The organism is Ruegeria sp. BG7, from assembly GCF_056535685.1.
In genome coordinates this window covers 1243117-1258984 of record NZ_JBQFIU010000001.1, presented here as the reverse complement: position 1 = coordinate 1258984, position 15868 = coordinate 1243117, and the positions used below count along the sequence as shown (strand labels likewise).

Here is a 15868-nt window from a genome sequence, read left to right as displayed (position 1 = left end):
CTGGACCAACCCGCTCCAATTCGCTAATCCGCCTTGAACTGATAGCGCAAAAGGAGCCCCCATGTCCGGACACGGCACGCCCATCCCGATGACTTCGCATCCCTGCGGCCCGCTGACCGGCACGGTCGAGGTGCCGGGTGACAAGTCGATCTCGCACCGGTCGCTGATCCTTGGGGCGATGGCTGTAGGTGAGACCAGGATCTCGGGCCTACTGGAGGGCGAAGACGTTCTGGATACCGCCAAGGCAATGCGGGCCTTTGGGGCTGAGGTCACGGATCACGGTGGCGGGGAATGGACCGTGCATGGCGTGGGCGTTGGTGGGTTTGCCGAACCGGATCAGGTGATCGATTGCGGCAACTCAGGCACCGGTGTGCGATTGATCATGGGCGCTATGGCAACCTCTCCGATCACGGCGACGTTTACCGGAGATGCAAGCCTGAACAAACGTCCGATGGCGCGGGTGACTGACCCTCTGGCCCTGTTTGGCACGCAATCAGTTGGTCGGTCCGGTGGGCGTTTGCCGATGACCATCGTGGGTGCAGCGGACCCGACCCCTGTGCGGTATGAAGTGCCCGTACCCTCGGCTCAGGTCAAATCAGCCGTCTTGCTGGCGGGATTGAATGCCCCCGGCAAAACCGTTGTGATCGAAAAAGAAGCGACACGCGACCATTCCGAGCGGATGCTGGCCGGGTTCGGCGCTGAGATTACGGTTGAAGATACCGAAGAAGGCCGCGTTATTACCCTGACAGGACGCCCTGAATTGAAGCCGCAGGTCATCGCCGTGCCGCGGGATCCGTCCAGCGCGGCCTTCCCGGTGTGCGCTGCGCTGATCACACCCGGCTCGGATGTGCTGGTGCCCGGCATTGGCCTGAACCCGACCCGCGCTGGCCTGTTCACCACACTGCGTGAGATGGGTGCAGACCTGACTTACGAGAATGAGCGCGAGGAGGGTGGCGAGCCTGTTGCCGATCTGCGTGCAAAATATTCGCCGAACATGAAGGGGATCACCGTGCCGCCGGAACGCGCGGCTTCGATGATCGATGAATATCCTGTGCTGTCCGTGGTTGCGGCCAACGCCACCGGCACCATGATGATGGGCGGTGTGAAAGAGCTGCGCGTCAAGGAAAGCGACCGTATCGACGCCATGGCGCGTGGCCTGCGCGCAAACGGTGTGACGGTAAACGAAGGTGACGATTGGTGGTCGGTTGAAGGGCTGGGTATCGGCAACGTTCCCGGGGCCGGCACCTGCGAGAGCTTTCTGGATCACCGCATTGCCATGTCGTTCATGGTGATGGGCATGGGCGCGCAGAAGCCAGTAAGAGTTGACGATGGCGGCCCGATTGCAACGTCGTTCCCGATTTTTGAACCGTTGATGGCATCGCTGGGTGCTAAGGTCGAACGCTCGTGAGCTTCACAGTCGCGATTGACGGGCCTGCGGCAGCGGGTAAAGGCACGATCTCAAAAGCCGTTGCGACGCATTTTGGGTTTGCCCATCTGGACACAGGTCTGCTCTACCGTGCGGTGGGTCGAAGTGTTTTGAAGGGCGCCGATCCGATCGACGCAGCAAAGGCATTGACCGCCGAGGAGTTGGAGCAAGGCGACCTGCGTACCGCCGATATCGCACAGGCCGCGTCCAAAGTGGCGGTCATCCCCGAGGTTCGTGCCGCGTTGGTGGATTTCCAACGCGCCTTTGCCCGCAGGGCCGGGGGGGCCGTTCTGGACGGACGCGACATCGGGACAGTGATTTGCCCGCATGCAGAGGTGAAACTGTTCGTCACGGCAAGCGCCGAAGTGCGCGCCGAACGCCGGTATCTTGAGCTTAGCGCCAAAGGCGCCAATGTGACACGCGATCAGGTTCTGGCAGATGTCAAAGAGCGCGACGCGCGGGATGCAGAGCGTAGTACAGCGCCGATGAAACCTGCTGAGGATGCGGTTCAGTTGGACACAACCGATCTGAGCATCGAGGCCGCATTGGCAAAAGCGCTTGAGGTCATCAACGCAAAATTGCCCGCGACACGCTAGCGCCGCAGGCAAAGGGTAGGGATTTAAAGCTCGTCCACGGCGACGCTTTTAATGTTTGCCCACTGATCGTCAGCTGTTTTTGCTGTGCCGGCAACGTCCTTAAGAAAGGCCGCTCGGGTTTCAGCGTTAAGGAACAGGTACAGTTTGCCGTCGGCAACCAGATACTGATCGGGATCACCATCGAACTTCTTGCCAACTGACACGCCGAACGAACAGAACCCGCCATGCTGCGGCAAATACGCAGCGGGGTTTGCCTCAAAGGCTTCGCGGTTCGCAGCGGTCGTGAAGTAGTAGGAGGCGCCGTCATAGGTTGCCGAGTGTGTGGCAAAGCCTTCGACCGGATTGCCGTCGTTGACCAACGCAACCAGATCCACCCCATGTGCGGCCAGCGGTGCCCCTGCGGCAGAAATGCCGTTTGATACGTTGATCTCGTCGGCCGCAAAGGCCGGAGTGGACAGGGCAATAGCCGTCGTCAAGGCAGTCAGAACAATGTATTTCATCGTGTGTTTCCTTTTGGTTTCGGTTTCGGGCCAAGCACTGTGCTGGCCGATGACACACAGTTAAGGCGCGGCGCTTGAACGTGTAATCGCAGAAGAGACACTTAATTTTGCAGATCGTACAATCCGCTGAATGATATGGTGCCCCAGATCACTAAGCTTTGTTTGGCCAGTTCGTATCGCGGTTCGTATGGTCAAAGGGTGTCTGCAGGAGTGACCACATGTTTCGCTTAGCCCTCATTCTGATTTTCATCTCTGGAAGCCTTGCCGCTCAGGAAGTTGAGCCGAAGGTCCCGGAGGCTGAGCCGCCGATGACATATGAGCGGCTGGGTAACATCCTCTTTGCGTTGGATCCCAAGGCCGAGCCGTTTGGTCCCGGCTTCCAGATGACCGTGGCTGACCAGCAGGTTTTGGTGATCACCGACGTTAATGCGGACCGAATGCGCGCCATGATCGCCATCGGCAATGCCGCAGACCTTTCGGAAGAGGATTTGATCCGCGTGATGCAGGCAAATTTCGACAGTACGCTGGATGCGCGTTACGCAATTGCCAATGGTATCCTGTGGGCTGCGTTCATTCACCCGCTGTCTTTGCTGGAAAAAGATCAGTTGATTTCGGGGCTGGCCCAGACTGTGAATATCGCAAAGACGTATGGCACGTTGTACACCGGTGGGGCTGCAGAGTTTGGTGGGGGTGACAGCACCGATCTTCAGCGTGCTTTGATTGAAGAACTTTTGAAAAAGGGCGAAGAAATCTGACCAGCCCATATGTGTGCGTAAATTGCGGTTAAAGCCCTAGATGGACGCAGGAAAGCTGTTATAGTTTCCCCCAAGCGAAAAGGGAGAGCTGCCACATAACCCGAAAAAAAGGGAGGCAGCCGTAATATCCCCAAAGCCAACAGGGACAAAACCATATGAATAATCGTTTGAACCAAATCACCATCGTGGGCGGCGGCACGGCGGGGTGGATGACCGCGTTGATCCTGGACATGGTGTTTTCCAGGACGTCCTCGCAAAAGGATCGCCCGCGCATCTGTCTGATTGAAAGTCCCAATATCTCGACCGTGGGTGTGGGTGAGGCCACGGTGCCCCGTATGCCGGTCACGCTGCGCCAGGCAGGCATTTCCGAGCGAGATTTTTTCCGCGAGACCAACGCGTCTTTCAAGCTGGGTGTAAAGTTTTGCAACTGGAACAAGGACAGCAAGGGAAAACGCATCGATTATGTGAACCCTTTTGCCCATGGGCAGATGTTGGAAGGCTTGGATGCCGCCGAGTACTTCCTACGCTTTGGCAACGGGGATCGGGATTTTACGCAGTCTATCTCGCCTCATGACGATCTGGGCCGTCTTTGCAAAGGCGCGCGGCAACTGGGGCAACCCGAATTCGAACAGCGCTTTGGCTATGCTTACCACCTGGATGCAGTGAAGTTTGCTGGAATGCTGACCAAGGTCTGCACCCAAAACGGTGTGGAGCATATTCGGGATGAGGTTCAATCGGTTGAACTGGATGAACAGGGTAACGTCAGCCATTTGATGCTGGAACGCAGGGGTCGCTATGACATCGAGATGGTAGTTGATTGCACCGGCTTCCGTGGGTTGATCATCAACAAAGCGCTGGGCGAGCCGTTTCTGGACTATTCTGACTACCTGCCCAACGATCGCGCCATGGCGTTGCAAGTCGAGCATCCCAATCCGAAGAAAATCGAGAGCCTGACACGATCCACTGCACTTGGCGCAGGCTGGACGTGGCGGGTGCCACTCTACAACCGCGTGGGCACGGGATATGTGTTCTCATCGGCGCATCGCACGGATGATCAGGCGGCAGATGAGTATCTTGAATGGCTGGGGGACAGCGGCAAGGGTTTGACACCGCGCGTTATTCCAATGCGCGTCGGGCGCGTGCGCAATGCCTGGGTCAAAAACTGTGTCGCCATTGGTCTGTCCGGCGGATTCATCGAACCGCTGGAAAGTACCGCGATCCACATGATTGATCATGCGGTGCGCTGGTTCGCCGAACATTTGCCAACGCGCGCCATCGAGCCATCGCTGCGGGCAAGATACAACCGGCAGATGGACAAGATGTACAACGAGGTGCTGGAGTTTATCTGCCTGCACTATCGCTTGGGCAATCGCACGGATGATCCCTATTGGATCGATGCGCGGACACAGATGAAGGTGCCGGACCGGTTGGCCGAGAACCTGGAGCTGTGGCAGCACCGCCTGCCAATGGATCACGATGTCGAGTTCGCAACGCTGTTTGATCATCGCGTGTATCAGACAGTTCTGTTGGGCAAACAGGTCTATGACACAGGCTATGGGCCGGGTATCCGGGATCAGGTGAGACCATTGAAGAAGGTGATCTGGTATCAGGGTATGCAGCGCGCGAAAGAGGATCTTGCGCAGATCATTAGAACAATGCCCGATCACAAAACGCTGCTGCGCGATATCCGTGGCGAGCTAGAGCGTCCGGCCTTTGGCAAGGCGAAGGTTGCGCAGCCAACTGTAGCGATGCCGGGCACTGCTCCGGCTCCGGTCAGGATCCAGAACATGCCCAACTTTGCCGAAATCCAAAGCGGTGCCAAGGACTTGCAACTGTTCTAAAGAACGGCTGCCGATTGTGCAGATGTCTTGATGGGGGTGCGCCTTACGCCGGTACTGGAACCGGCGTTCGATCTCCCATCAGGTACCGGATCACGTCCACATAGTCGAAGACCAATGAAATCGCGATGGTCAATAAGACCGCGCGGATGATCCATCCGGGGATAACGGGCATGTCTTCACTTGCCTGTTGCCTCCACAGATACCAGGCAACTGGCGTCCAGAACACGACATGGCCCAGCCCCATTAGCCGGACATAGCCAAGCTGGTTGAAGATCAGCAAAACCCCGACCGCAGCGAGCACACTGCCAACGACGGTGATGATCGCTGTCAGGCGCGTTTGTTTCCAGATCAAAAGAGAGATCGGGAGGAGGAAGGCCCCAAAGCTCAGGACGTTTAACCAAATCTGAATCCACTGAGGCTGTTGGGCGACGATGAGGTTGAACTCTTCCATGATCTGACATCTCCGGTGCGTCTCTGAGCAGCCCCACTGGTGCCTTGTTGCAAGCGGTGATTCAACAAACCCGCAGCGTTATCAACGGAATGTGAGTGATCCGGCATTAGGTGGGTTCCTTATGGCTCTGGTCATCTTGCACTTGGCTCTTTGAGATGTAATATCATCACAAAAATTGGACCGCAAAGAGCATGAACTTGAGCAGAACCCAGCAACGGGCTTTCCCAATGGGCGAATCCAATCGCAACCTGCGCAGTACCCTCAAGCGCCGCAGGCGGAACGTCCCACCGATGCAGGCTTATGACGCGCTACCTCAGGAGTTGCGGCAATGGTTGGCGCAAGCCTGTCTGCCTTGGAGCCCAAGCTCGGCTTTGAAGATATGGAACAAGGCCGGGGGTGGTCACGACCCGTTGGTCGCAATTGGTCGTCTGGAGACGGTAGAACGGGCCATGTTGCAACGCGACGCTCAAGTGTGGGGCGCGAACAGATAAGCGAATTGCAGCAGCAAGGACCTGCCGAACCTTGAAAACATGGGCTTTGCCCTTGCACATATCAGGGAATCCGCCTATACGCGCGCTGTCGATACAAGGGCGGTCAACGTCCGGATGACGTTTCTGAGCAGGGCCGGGTTACCTCGGCCCTTTGTGTTTGTTTGCTTAGGGGCGCACCGGGTCACGCCAGACGGCATCATGAAACAAGACCGGCGGAGACAACCGCTCGGCCAGCAAAAACGTACTGTAAAGGAAAACAACGCCACATGGCTAACGCATCCATGGAGGAATTCGAAGCCCTCCTTAACGAAAGCTTCGAAATGGACACGCCCGAAGAGGGTTCTGTTGTCAAAGGCAAGGTTCTGGCGATCGAAGCCGGCCAAGCCATCATCGACGTAGGCTACAAAATGGAAGGCCGCGTTGATCTGAAAGAATTCGCAAATCCCGGCGAAGCCCCTGAAATCGCTGTTGGTGACGAGGTAGAAGTTTACCTGCGCGCCGCAGAAAACGCCCGCGGCGAAGCCGTTATCTCGCGCGAGATGGCCCGTCGTGAAGAGGCATGGGACCGTCTGGAAAAAGCATATGCCGACGACCAGCGCGTCGAAGGTGCTATCTTTGGTCGCGTCAAAGGTGGCTTCACCGTCGATCTGGGTGGCGCAGTTGCGTTCCTGCCCGGTTCGCAGGTTGACGTCCGCCCCGTGCGCGACGCTGGCCCGCTGATGGGTCTGAAGCAGCCGTTCCAGATCCTGAAAATGGACCGCCGCCGTGGCAACATCGTTGTGTCGCGCCGCGCCATTCTGGAAGAATCGCGTGCCGAACAGCGTGCCGAAGTTATCGGCAACCTGTCCGAAGGTCAGACCGTCGAGGGTGTTGTCAAGAACATCACCGAATACGGTGCATTCGTTGACCTGGGCGGCGTTGACGGCCTGCTGCACGTCACCGACATGGCATGGCGTCGTGTGAACCACCCGTCCGAGATCCTGACGATCGGCGAAACCATCAAGGTTCAGGTCATCAAGATCAACAAAGAAACCCACCGCATCAGCCTGGGCATGAAGCAGCTGCAAGAAGATCCGTGGGATCTGGTTGCTGCGAAATACCCGCTGGGCTCGGTCCATCAGGGTCGCGTCACCAACATCACTGATTACGGCGCGTTCGTCGAGCTGGAAGCCGGTGTCGAAGGTCTGGTGCACGTGTCCGAGATGTCCTGGACCAAGAAAAACGTCCACCCCGGCAAGATCGTTTCGACCAGCCAGGAAGTCGACGTCATGGTTCTGGAAATCGACGGCGCCAAGCGTCGCGTGTCTCTTGGCCTGAAGCAGACTCAGCGCAACCCATGGGAAGTGTTTGCAGAAACACACCCCGAGGGCACCGAGGTCGAAGGCGAAGTCAAGAACATCACCGAATTCGGTCTGTTCATTGGCCTCGAAGGCGACATCGACGGCATGGTTCACCTGTCCGACCTGTCCTGGGACGAGCGTGGCGAGGATGCGATCCAGAACTACCGCAAAGGCGACATGGTTTCGGCCGTTGTCTCGGAAGTTGACGTTGAAAAAGAGCGTATCTCGCTGTCGATCAAAGCCCTGGGCGGTGACAAGTTCGCCGAAGCCGTGGGCGGCGTGAAGCGTGGCTCGGTCATCACCGTTGAAGTGACCGCTATCGAAGATGGCGGCATCGAGGTCGAATACGAAGGCATGAAGTCGTTCATCCGTCGTTCGGACCTGTCGCGTGACCGTTCCGAACAGCGCCCCGAGCGTTTCTCGGTCGGTGACAAGGTCGACGTCCGCGTCACCAACGTCGACAGCAAGACCCGCCGTCTGGGCCTGTCGATCAAGGCACGCGAGATCGCCGAAGAGAAAGAGGCCGTGGAACAGTACGGTTCTTCCGACTCGGGCGCGTCGCTGGGCGATATCCTGGGTGCAGCGCTGAAGTCGGGCGACTAAGCCCCGGGCGCATCCCAAGAAAGAATTTCGGCCTCGCGCATCAGCGCGGGGCCGTTTTTGTTGCGAATCAATATGTTCCAAATGGCTTGCTTATTCGCGGTATTGTTCGCGCTTTAAGTGTGCAAAATCCGCTGTCCGGCAAAAATTCGCGTGAGAATATGGCAAAATAAAGCCTCAGCGCGCAGAGTATGCGTTCCCCCAAACCGGATTTTTTCCTATACTGTCAAATCAGTAGACCTGACACACCGGCTGCCTGGGAGGGTATCACGCATGATCCGTTCAGAATTGATTCAGAAAATCGCTGACGAAAACCCGCATCTCTATCAGCGTGATGTTGAGCGGATCGTGAATACCGTGTTCGAAGAAGTCACCGATGCCATGTCTCGAGGCGACCGTGTCGAATTGCGTGGTTTCGGCGCGTTTTCGGTCAAAAAGCGCGATGCACGTGTGGGCCGGAACCCTCGCACGGGTGAGACGGTTCAGGTCGAGGAAAAATGTGTACCGTTTTTCAAAACTGGCAAGTTGCTAAGGGACCGATTGAACGGTAAAGCCTGACCCTATGATGCGCTATATTCGATACGCTTTTCTTGGGACTCTTGGGATCATCCTGATTTCGGTGTCCTTGGCTAATGTTGAGTCGGTTGAACTTAAACTGATGCCAGATCCATTGGCTGAATTGCTGGGGTTCAACCTGACCGCTTCGCTTCCCTTGTTCCTTGTGGTTCTGGGCGGTGTTGTAGCCGGTCTGATCATCGGATTCATTTGGGAATGGATGCGTGAACACAAGCATCGCCGTGACGCAACGGCGAAGAAAAGCGAAGTGCGCAAGCTTGAGCGAGAGGTCAAGAAGCTCAAGAACAAGCAAAACGAGGGCAAAGATGATGTTCTGGCCCTTTTGGATGAGGCAAGCTGAGCCCACCCCATGTCAGATGTTAGGTTCAAAATCTGCGGCCTGACCGCACCTGACCACGTGCGCGCGGCTGTTGACGCCGGAGCAGGGTATGTGGGTTTTGTTTTCTTTCCGAAGTCGCCGCGCCATCTGGAGACCGCGCAAGCTGCGGCATTGACGCAATTGGTACCGCCGGGCGTGGCGAAGGTGGCATTGGTCGTAAATGCGACTGACGAAGAACTGGACAGTATCGTGTCCGCAGTTCCGCTGGACATGCTTCAATTGCACGGCAAGGAATCCCCCCATAGGGTGACTGAGGTTCGTGACCGTTTCGGATTGCCGGTGATGAAGGCAATCGGTGTGGCCGAAGCTGAGGATCTGACTGCAATAGATCTGTACTCCGAGGTGGCAGACCAATTGCTCATTGATGCAAAGCCGCCGAGGGAATCGGAATTGCCCGGTGGAAATGGGTTAGCATTCGATTGGCGCTTGCTGGCGGGTCGGAAATACTGGCGACGCCCATGGATGCTGGCTGGCGGCCTGACTCCGCAAAACGTTGCTGAAGCCGCCAGGATGACCGGCGCGCGGCAGGTTGATGTTTCTTCCGGTGTCGAAAGCGCGCCGGGCCAAAAGGATGACACGCTGATCCGCGCGTTTGCTGCTGCTCTGGTGTGATCTGATTTCGAATTCGCTGCGTATCCCCCGATACGGAGGGATGGAAAATGTTAGCAGCAATCGGCGGAATCTCGTTAAAACACTGGTACAACGCGCCCGAGTTTTTCTGGCGCGCGCGGCAGGCATATCATCAAGCGAAAGGTGATCCCTTGTGCCTTCATGCGGCAGTTTTTCGGCAGGACGGTCTCTATTTCTCACTTAGCGTTTGGCACGATATCGAGGCGATGCTGATCTTCGCGCAATCCGGCCCTCATCGTCGCGTCATGATGGCGGCTGATCGATTGGCAAACGTGAACCGGTTTTATCATTTTACCTGCATCGGTGTCCCAACCTCGGATCAGGCAATTCAAGTCTGGCGCCAAAACACGCAGGTTGCGGAATGATGCGTTTTGCCCATGGCAAATCCCGCCGCCACCTCCTATGAACAACGGGTACGACGAGTGGAGACACCCATGGCCAACGATCTTTTCAACTCTTTCATGTCCGGCCCTGACGAGCAGGGGCGTTTTGGCATTTTCGGTGGACGGTTTGTCAGTGAGACGCTGATGCCGCTGATCCTGTCGCTGGAAGAGGAATATAACAAAGCCAAGGATGACCCCACCTTCTGGGCTGAGATGGACGATCTATGGGCCAACTATGTGGGCCGCCCCTCACCGCTGTATTTCGCTGAACGCCTGACCGAGCATTTGGGCGGTGCAAAGATTTACCTGAAACGTGATGAACTGAACCATACCGGCGCGCACAAGATCAACAACGTGCTGGGCCAGATCATTCTGGCGCGGCGTATGGGCAAGACCCGGATCATTGCTGAAACCGGGGCAGGGCAGCATGGCGTGGCCACCGCCACCGTCTGCGCCAAGTTCGGCCTGAAATGCATCGTCTACATGGGTGCGCATGACGTTCAGCGTCAGGCCCCGAACGTATTCCGCATGCGCCTGTTGGGTGCCGAAGTGATCCCGGTCACGTCTGGCCGTGGGACGCTGAAAGACGCGATGAACGACGCGCTGCGCGATTGGGTGACCAATGTGCGCGACACGTTCTACTGCATCGGCACCGTGGCCGGTCCGCACCCGTACCCGGCGATGGTGCGTGACTTCCAGTCGATCATCGGCAAGGAAGCGAAAGAGCAAATGATGAATGCCGAAGGCCGTCTGCCCGATACGATCATCGCTGCCATCGGCGGTGGGTCGAATGCGATGGGCTTGTTCTACCCGTTCCTCGACGACAAAGACGTCAACATCATCGGCGTCGAGGCCGGTGGCAAAGGCGTGAATGAGAAGATGGAGCATTGCGCCTCACTGACCGGAGGCCGTCCGGGCGTTCTGCACGGCAACCGTACTTATCTGTTGCAGGATGATGACGGTCAGATTCTTGAGGGCTATTCGATCTCGGCTGGTCTGGATTACCCGGGCATTGGGCCCGAGCATTCCTGGCTGAACGACATTGGCCGCGCCAACTATGTCTCGATCACCGATAAAGAGGCGCTTGAGGCGTTCCAACTGTGTTGTGCGACCGAAGGCATCATCCCCGCGCTGGAGCCGTCTCACGCGCTGGCTCATGTGATGAAGATTGCGCCGGATCTACCCAAGGATCACCTGATCTGCATGAACATGTGCGGGCGCGGCGACAAAGACGTTCAGACCGTGGCGAAATATCTGAATTTCGACATGTCAGACACCGAAGGTCGAACGGCCGATTGAAGTAAAACCTGGGCGCTGTGCCCCGGTTTTCACTTTGAAGCTTGTATTTTCAAGTACTCGCCAATCAGTTGAGTGGTCAGAGCCGATGAATCGCAGAGCTTTAGGCTTACTCTTTGGCCAAGAAGCATTGTGTTTCTTGGCTAACAACAGTCTCAAGCAGTCGCGTGAACTGTTGCATTTTTGTTGATTTTGCGCGGGTTCCGTTTCTTCAAATCACCTGCTCTGCCATCTGCTTTTGCGCGCCAGTTCTGCGCTAAAAACCTTGAAAAGCTAGTGGTTCCTTAGTGTAGCATAACCAAACCGCAAAAAACGCAAGACAAATCCGCCGTTGTTGGCGCTCAGTTGAGCAATCTCGCATTCTATACAACTTCTCAGAATTGATTTAACGTTTTGTAAACTGGTTTATGGGGGCCGGTTTTAGGGGATGTCTCTGCGATGTTTGGACCAGTGACAACACGCGTGGGTTGCTTGTCGAACCTGAGCGCCCCTGTGTTCGGCGCCCATGCGGTGTTGTAGGAGGTAGTATGGTAAGGGTCGCGATAGTAAGGTTGTTGAGCCTGGTTTTCCTGGTTTCGGCGCTTATTGCTGCAAACGCTAAAGAAGGTCTTGCATTTGGGGGCCCTTCCTTTCCATCCCAGACCGTAACGACCCCGAATGGTGGGCAGATTTTTTTTAGCAACCTCCAAGCGAGCGAAACGGCGTTTATGTCTTTGAGTGGTTCCGGGGAAGTTCCGGGAGGATCTTTTTATTTCAATTCTGGAACATTGCCTGCAAGCGCGGTCACACCCGGCGGATTGGCGGCGTTGGGATACCTTAACGCAACCATCATCAGTCAGAATGGTGCAGATTCCACCTATGCGGCGGATGGGTTTCTTGGCGTGGTTTTCACAGCTCAGGAAACCGTTGGCGGCCCACTGTATCGCTATGAGATCGCATTATCTGGCGTCACGACCACTCAAGTTATCAACACGCGAACACTGGTGGATACAACCCAGCCAACGGCCACAATCGGAGCATTGACGGCCACAGGAAATGGTACGTTTCAAGCGACGATCACACTCAGCGAACCCAGTACTGATTTCACGGTGGGTGACCTGTCGGTGACAAACGCTACAGCCACTCTAACTGGGTCCGGCACCAACTATGTTGCAACGCTGACACCGCAGAACAACGGTACTATCGAGCTGTTCATTCCGGCCGGTGTATTTACTGATGCGGCGGGCAATCTGAACCTGGCCTCCAACACTGTGACGACTGTACAGGCGGTGACAAATACGCAGCGTCTGATACAGGCTTTTCAGAATGCGCGGGCCACTAGCCTTGCGACCAACCAACCGGGATTGACCCGGTTCTTGCAGCGTTCGGGTTCTGGCGTGTTGGACACCTCGGTGACGCAAGGTTCGGGTTATCTGAACTTTGCCTCAGATCCATCCAACCCTGTCTGGTTCAATCTGACCGGCAACTGGAGTTCACAGGACAATTTCGACAGCTCTTATGCGTTGGCTGTTCTGGGCGCGCATCGTCAGGTCAATTCGAACCTTCTGATCGGCGCTATGCTGCAACTCGACTATGCCGAAACAGAAAACGGTCCGGCCAGCGTTGACGGCACGGGGTGGCTGATTGGCCCTTACGTGGTCGCCAAGTTGCCCAGCCAGCCGGTGTTTTTTGAAGGGCGCGCTCTGTATGGACAGGCTGACAACGACATCTCTCCACTTGGGACCTATACTGATAGTTTCGACAGCGATCGCTGGTTGGTGCAATCGCGCGTCACTGGCGAAATCAAGCGAGGAGCCCTGACTTTGATGCCATTGCTGGATGTCAGCTATGCCAGCGATGATCAGAAGGCGTACACTGACAGTTTGGGGAACCTCATTCCACAGCAGGACTTCAGCCTCACTACGGCGCGGTTGGGTATGGATTTCAGTCACCCTATCCAGGTGTCGCGTGGTGCCATGGAGCTAACCGGTGGATTGTCAGGGATCTGGAGTACAACCTCGGGCACCGGCACTGTCCCCGGCGTGACACCGATTGGCGATACGGCCCGTGCCCGTGCGGATTTGGGCTTTGACTACCGACTAGAGAATAACAGTTTGCTTGCGGCTAACGTGTTTTATGACGGCATTGGTGAAAGCGGGTTCGAGAACTACAGCGTTAACCTGCTCTGGCAAATGTCCTTCTGAACCATTCTGAGTGGATCAGACATGGCTCTTCTGAGGCTTTCACTTTTCCGCTTTGTGCTGTCGCAAAACTTCAAGGGGCACGATCTCTAACGCGCGTTGATGCGTGGCCTCAAGATGGACCTGAGGCGCACATCCTTCGTCATGGGCTTGTAGAAAGCGACTGGCGCAAAGGCACCAGCTGTCACCGGGCTTGAGACCGGGAAAGTCGAATTCGGGCCGCGCAGTGCTCAGATCATTTCCGACATATTTCGAGAAGGCCAGAAACTCGGCTGTCATCACCGCGCAAACGGTATGGCTGCCCTGATCTTCAGGGCAGGTGTTACAAGCGCCGTCCCGGAAAAAGCCGGTTAGGGGATCTCTTGAGCAGGGGGCGAGGACACCACCCAGCACATTGATACTGTCTTGCTTTTGCATGAGGCTACCTTACAGGCTTTCTGCGATCTTTCGGAACATTTCGATATTCTGATCATTTACGCCGGGTTCACGGAACAGACGGTCTGCACCGGTCGAGACGATAAGAACACCGCGGGGCTGATTGAAATAGATATACTGACCGTAAACGCCACGGGCCAGAAACTCTCCCTCATGTGCGCCGCGGGGTATCCACCATTGATAGCCATACCCGATTTTGCCCTGTGCCGTCGGGGCGCTGGGTTGCGTGGCCTCGAATATCCATTCGGCGGGGACCAGTTGCTGCCCATTCACTTCGCCGTCTTGCAGGATCATTTGCCCGAACCGTGCAAAGTCACGCGTGGTGAAGTTCAGGCCGCCCAAAACAAAAGCAACACCGGTACCGTCGGTAACGTAGTATCCGTCGCGTTCCAGGCCCAAGGGTTGAATGATTTTTTCAGTCAGCAGATCTGCAACGCTCTGCCCGGTCGCGCCGCGTATCACCATACCCAGGACGTGTGTGTCGATTGAGACGTATTGCCAGGTTTCGCCCGGCGTCGCGAAGCTGTCCTGCAAGGATGCCGCGAAATCGTCCAGCTCACCACCTAAGGCTATGACGCGCCCCATCCTGTTGATGTCGGAATTCGGGTCCAGATAATCCTCGTCAAAGGTGACCCCGCTGGCCATGTTCAACACATTGCGGATTGTCGCGCCTTCATACGCGCTGCCCTTGAGTTTTGGCGCGTATTTTATCACCGGGTCATCAAGCGACTCGATTGCGCCCTCATCCAGTAAAATCCCAAACAGAGCTGACAAATAACTCTTGGCCACCGACCACGAGATCCTGCGGTCATCCGGTCCGGTGCCCAGATAGTATTCCTCGAACCGGATATCGCCGTCCTGCATCACCAGCAACGAGGTGACAGAGCGTTCATCGATCCAGGCGTCGGTGCCGTCCGGCAAATCAAACCCGTCGCCATAAGGCAGCTCCCATGCCGGAGCGTCGCCACTGGGCAGATCAACAGTTAAAAAAGCCGCGTCCATATGCGAAAAATTGTGAACGATCTTTTCTTCGGAAAACAGCGAGTTCACAGCCATCAGGCGCTGCAGCTCTTCACGTTTCCACAACCCTACGGCAACAGCTGCCAAAGTCAGCGCTACACCGATGCGCAGCACCCATTTCAAGAAGGTTCTCATCCCTTAGCCTCCCTTGGTCCACGGTATTGGATCGCGGCCGCTTTCATTCTGCAATGGCTACGTAACGGAAGGTTTTGGACCTGCTATTTGAATTTGTCCAACAGCTTCTGCATGGCAGAGCGGTCATCAACCACTGGTTCTAGTGGTGTATCAGGCTTTGCCTGGCTCTTCGGGGCAGGGGTCTTTGAAGATCGCGGTGGAGCAGTGCGCAGCGCGACCGCATTCATGAATTTGCCACCATCTCCGTTTACCAAATATGCCGCGCCATCTGAAACCCCGCGCAGAACATCATCCAGCCAGTCGGCATCTGCCTTGGAAAAATCGCCCAGAACATAGGGCGAGACCATCTCTTTCCGCCCCGGATGCCCGATCCCCAACCGCACGCGGTCATAAGCCGGGCTGATATGATCATGGATCGAGCGCAGGCCATTATGCCCGGCATGGCCGCCACCCGCTTTCACGCGGACTTTGCCGGGGGCGAGGTCCAGCTCGTCGTGAAAGATGGTCACATCGGTTGAACCCAGTTTGTAGAACCGCATCGCTTCTCCTACCGACTGACCCGACCGGTTCATGAAGGTCTGCGGTTTGATCAGCAGAACTTTTTCATCGCCCAAACGCCCCTCGGCGATTTCGGCCTGGAATTTGGATTTCCATGGGCCAAAGCCGTGATCCTCGGCGATCCGTTCCACGGCCATGAAGCCAATATTGTGCCGGTTGCGGGCGTATTTCGACCCCGGGTTCCCCAATCCGACAAACAGTTTCATAATCTCATCCTTGTGCGAAGCAGGTGGTTGATGGCACGGAATGCCACCTGTTTCCAGCCCGAGCGGCAAA

Annotated in this window: 17 protein-coding genes; 12 read left to right on the top strand and 5 right to left on the bottom strand. The window is 56.4% G+C overall.

Going from position 1 to position 15868, the window contains the following annotated elements; all coding sequences use genetic code 11:
- Window positions 1-61: 61 nt before the first annotated feature.
- Entirely contained in the window at window positions 62-1408 is a 1347-nt protein-coding gene (gene aroA / locus ACR3EH_RS06210; protein ID WP_171187027.1) for a 3-phosphoshikimate 1-carboxyvinyltransferase, read from the top strand.
- Window positions 1405-2022 carry a (d)CMP kinase gene (cmk, locus tag ACR3EH_RS06205; RefSeq protein ID WP_171187025.1) on the top strand — a complete coding sequence of 206 codons (618 nt, stop codon included), beginning with the start codon at window positions 1405-1407 and terminating at the stop codon, window positions 2020-2022. The genes aroA and cmk overlap by 4 nt, the downstream gene beginning before the upstream one ends.
- Before the next feature lie 23 nt (window positions 2023-2045).
- On the opposite strand, the gene ACR3EH_RS06200 is transcribed toward cmk, so the two are convergent.
- The gene (locus ACR3EH_RS06200) at window positions 2046-2522 is read right to left on the bottom strand and encodes a YHS domain-containing (seleno)protein (protein WP_171187023.1); all 477 of its coding nucleotides are present in this window, start codon (window positions 2520-2522) and stop codon (window positions 2046-2048) included.
- Between the two features lie 218 nt (window positions 2523-2740).
- Here ACR3EH_RS06200 and ACR3EH_RS06195 point away from each other — a divergent pair, with 218 nt between their 5' ends.
- Together ACR3EH_RS06195 and ACR3EH_RS06190 are read left to right on the top strand one after the other, a co-directional pair.
- Window positions 2741-3277, top strand: coding sequence for a hypothetical protein (locus tag ACR3EH_RS06195; RefSeq protein ID WP_171187021.1), 537 nt, complete (start codon window positions 2741-2743; stop codon window positions 3275-3277).
- A 155-nt stretch (window positions 3278-3432) separates the two neighbouring features.
- Entirely contained in the window at window positions 3433-5118 is a 1686-nt protein-coding gene (locus tag ACR3EH_RS06190) for a tryptophan halogenase family protein (protein ID WP_171187019.1), read from the top strand.
- 43 nt (window positions 5119-5161) lie between these two features.
- On the opposite strand, the gene ACR3EH_RS06185 is transcribed toward ACR3EH_RS06190, so the two are convergent.
- Window positions 5162-5569 carry a hypothetical protein gene (locus ACR3EH_RS06185; protein WP_171187017.1) on the bottom strand — a complete coding sequence of 136 codons (408 nt, stop codon included), beginning with the start codon at window positions 5567-5569 and terminating at the stop codon, window positions 5162-5164.
- Between the two features lie 197 nt (window positions 5570-5766).
- Here ACR3EH_RS06185 and ACR3EH_RS06180 point away from each other — a divergent pair, with 197 nt between their 5' ends.
- The 8 genes from ACR3EH_RS06180 to ACR3EH_RS06145 all read left to right on the top strand — a co-directional run bounded on the left by ACR3EH_RS06180 (window position 5767) and on the right by ACR3EH_RS06145 (window position 13447).
- Window positions 5767-6060: a DUF6525 family protein gene (locus ACR3EH_RS06180; protein ID WP_371732019.1), complete on the top strand. Its 294-nt coding sequence runs from the start codon at window positions 5767-5769 to the stop codon at window positions 6058-6060.
- A 266-nt stretch (window positions 6061-6326) separates the two neighbouring features.
- Window positions 6327-8003 carry a 30S ribosomal protein S1 gene (gene rpsA / locus ACR3EH_RS06175; RefSeq protein ID WP_171094327.1) on the top strand — a complete coding sequence of 559 codons (1677 nt, stop codon included), beginning with the start codon at window positions 6327-6329 and terminating at the stop codon, window positions 8001-8003.
- Window positions 8004-8273: 270 nt separating this feature from the next.
- Window positions 8274-8558, top strand: a complete 285-nt coding sequence (ihfB, locus tag ACR3EH_RS06170; RefSeq protein WP_008758048.1) for an integration host factor subunit beta — start codon at window positions 8274-8276, stop codon at window positions 8556-8558.
- Window positions 8559-8565: 7 nt separating this feature from the next.
- Window positions 8566-8916: a lipopolysaccharide assembly protein LapA domain-containing protein gene (locus ACR3EH_RS06165; protein WP_171094325.1), complete on the top strand. Its 351-nt coding sequence runs from the start codon at window positions 8566-8568 to the stop codon at window positions 8914-8916.
- Window positions 8917-8925: 9 nt separating this feature from the next.
- A complete protein-coding gene (locus ACR3EH_RS06160; RefSeq protein ID WP_171187015.1) occupies window positions 8926-9567 on the top strand; it encodes a phosphoribosylanthranilate isomerase in 642 nt (213 codons plus the stop codon).
- 47 nt (window positions 9568-9614) lie between these two features.
- On the top strand, window positions 9615-9950 hold the full coding sequence (locus tag ACR3EH_RS06155) for a hypothetical protein (protein WP_171676074.1): 336 nt from the start codon (window positions 9615-9617) through the stop codon (window positions 9948-9950).
- 69 nt (window positions 9951-10019) lie between these two features.
- Window positions 10020-11267 carry a tryptophan synthase subunit beta gene (trpB, locus tag ACR3EH_RS06150; RefSeq protein WP_171187012.1) on the top strand — a complete coding sequence of 416 codons (1248 nt, stop codon included), beginning with the start codon at window positions 10020-10022 and terminating at the stop codon, window positions 11265-11267.
- A gap of 764 nt (window positions 11268-12031) precedes the next feature.
- On the top strand, window positions 12032-13447 hold the full coding sequence (locus ACR3EH_RS06145; protein WP_171676072.1) for an Ig-like domain-containing protein: 1416 nt from the start codon (window positions 12032-12034) through the stop codon (window positions 13445-13447).
- Window positions 13448-13486: 39 nt separating this feature from the next.
- Here ACR3EH_RS06145 and ACR3EH_RS06140 read toward each other — a convergent pair whose 3' ends face one another.
- From ACR3EH_RS06140 to pth, 3 genes are all read right to left on the bottom strand, one after another.
- Window positions 13487-13861, bottom strand: a complete 375-nt coding sequence (locus ACR3EH_RS06140; RefSeq protein ID WP_171187008.1) for a DUF2237 family protein — start codon at window positions 13859-13861, stop codon at window positions 13487-13489.
- A 9-nt stretch (window positions 13862-13870) separates the two neighbouring features.
- A complete protein-coding gene (locus ACR3EH_RS06135) occupies window positions 13871-15034 on the bottom strand; it encodes a serine hydrolase domain-containing protein (RefSeq protein ID WP_171187006.1) in 1164 nt (387 codons plus the stop codon).
- Window positions 15035-15117: 83 nt separating this feature from the next.
- Window positions 15118-15798 (bottom strand): aminoacyl-tRNA hydrolase, encoded by a 681-nt coding sequence (gene pth, locus ACR3EH_RS06130; protein ID WP_171187004.1) that lies wholly within the window; start codon window positions 15796-15798, stop codon window positions 15118-15120.
- Between the last annotated feature and the right edge of the window lie 70 nt (window positions 15799-15868).

Excerpts from the sequence above, each read along its gene's own strand:
- aroA (WP_171187027.1), top strand. The coding sequence starts at position 62 with ATGTCCGGACACGGCACGCCCATCCCGATGACTTCGCATCCCTGCGGC.
- ACR3EH_RS06160 (WP_171187015.1), top strand. The coding sequence starts at position 8,926 with ATGTCAGATGTTAGGTTCAAAATCTGCGGCCTGACCGCACCTGACCAC.
- ACR3EH_RS06140 (WP_171187008.1), bottom strand. The coding sequence starts at position 13,861 with ATGCAAAAGCAAGACAGTATCAATGTGCTGGGTGGTGTCCTCGCCCCC.
- ACR3EH_RS06135 (WP_171187006.1), bottom strand. The coding sequence starts at position 15,034 with ATGAGAACCTTCTTGAAATGGGTGCTGCGCATCGGTGTAGCGCTGACT.
- ACR3EH_RS06155 (WP_171676074.1), top strand. The coding sequence starts at position 9,615 with ATGTTAGCAGCAATCGGCGGAATCTCGTTAAAACACTGGTACAACGCG.
- ACR3EH_RS06200 (WP_171187023.1), bottom strand. The coding sequence starts at position 2,522 with ATGAAATACATTGTTCTGACTGCCTTGACGACGGCTATTGCCCTGTCC.
- ACR3EH_RS06165 (WP_171094325.1), top strand. The coding sequence starts at position 8,566 with ATGCGCTATATTCGATACGCTTTTCTTGGGACTCTTGGGATCATCCTG.
- pth (WP_171187004.1), bottom strand. The coding sequence starts at position 15,798 with ATGAAACTGTTTGTCGGATTGGGGAACCCGGGGTCGAAATACGCCCGC.
- rpsA (WP_171094327.1), top strand. The coding sequence starts at position 6,327 with ATGGCTAACGCATCCATGGAGGAATTCGAAGCCCTCCTTAACGAAAGC.
- ACR3EH_RS06185 (WP_171187017.1), bottom strand. The coding sequence starts at position 5,569 with ATGGAAGAGTTCAACCTCATCGTCGCCCAACAGCCTCAGTGGATTCAG.
- ACR3EH_RS06195 (WP_171187021.1), top strand. The coding sequence starts at position 2,741 with ATGTTTCGCTTAGCCCTCATTCTGATTTTCATCTCTGGAAGCCTTGCC.
- ACR3EH_RS06190 (WP_171187019.1), top strand. The coding sequence starts at position 3,433 with ATGAATAATCGTTTGAACCAAATCACCATCGTGGGCGGCGGCACGGCG.
- trpB (WP_171187012.1), top strand. The coding sequence starts at position 10,020 with ATGGCCAACGATCTTTTCAACTCTTTCATGTCCGGCCCTGACGAGCAG.
- ihfB (WP_008758048.1), top strand. The coding sequence starts at position 8,274 with ATGATCCGTTCAGAATTGATTCAGAAAATCGCTGACGAAAACCCGCAT.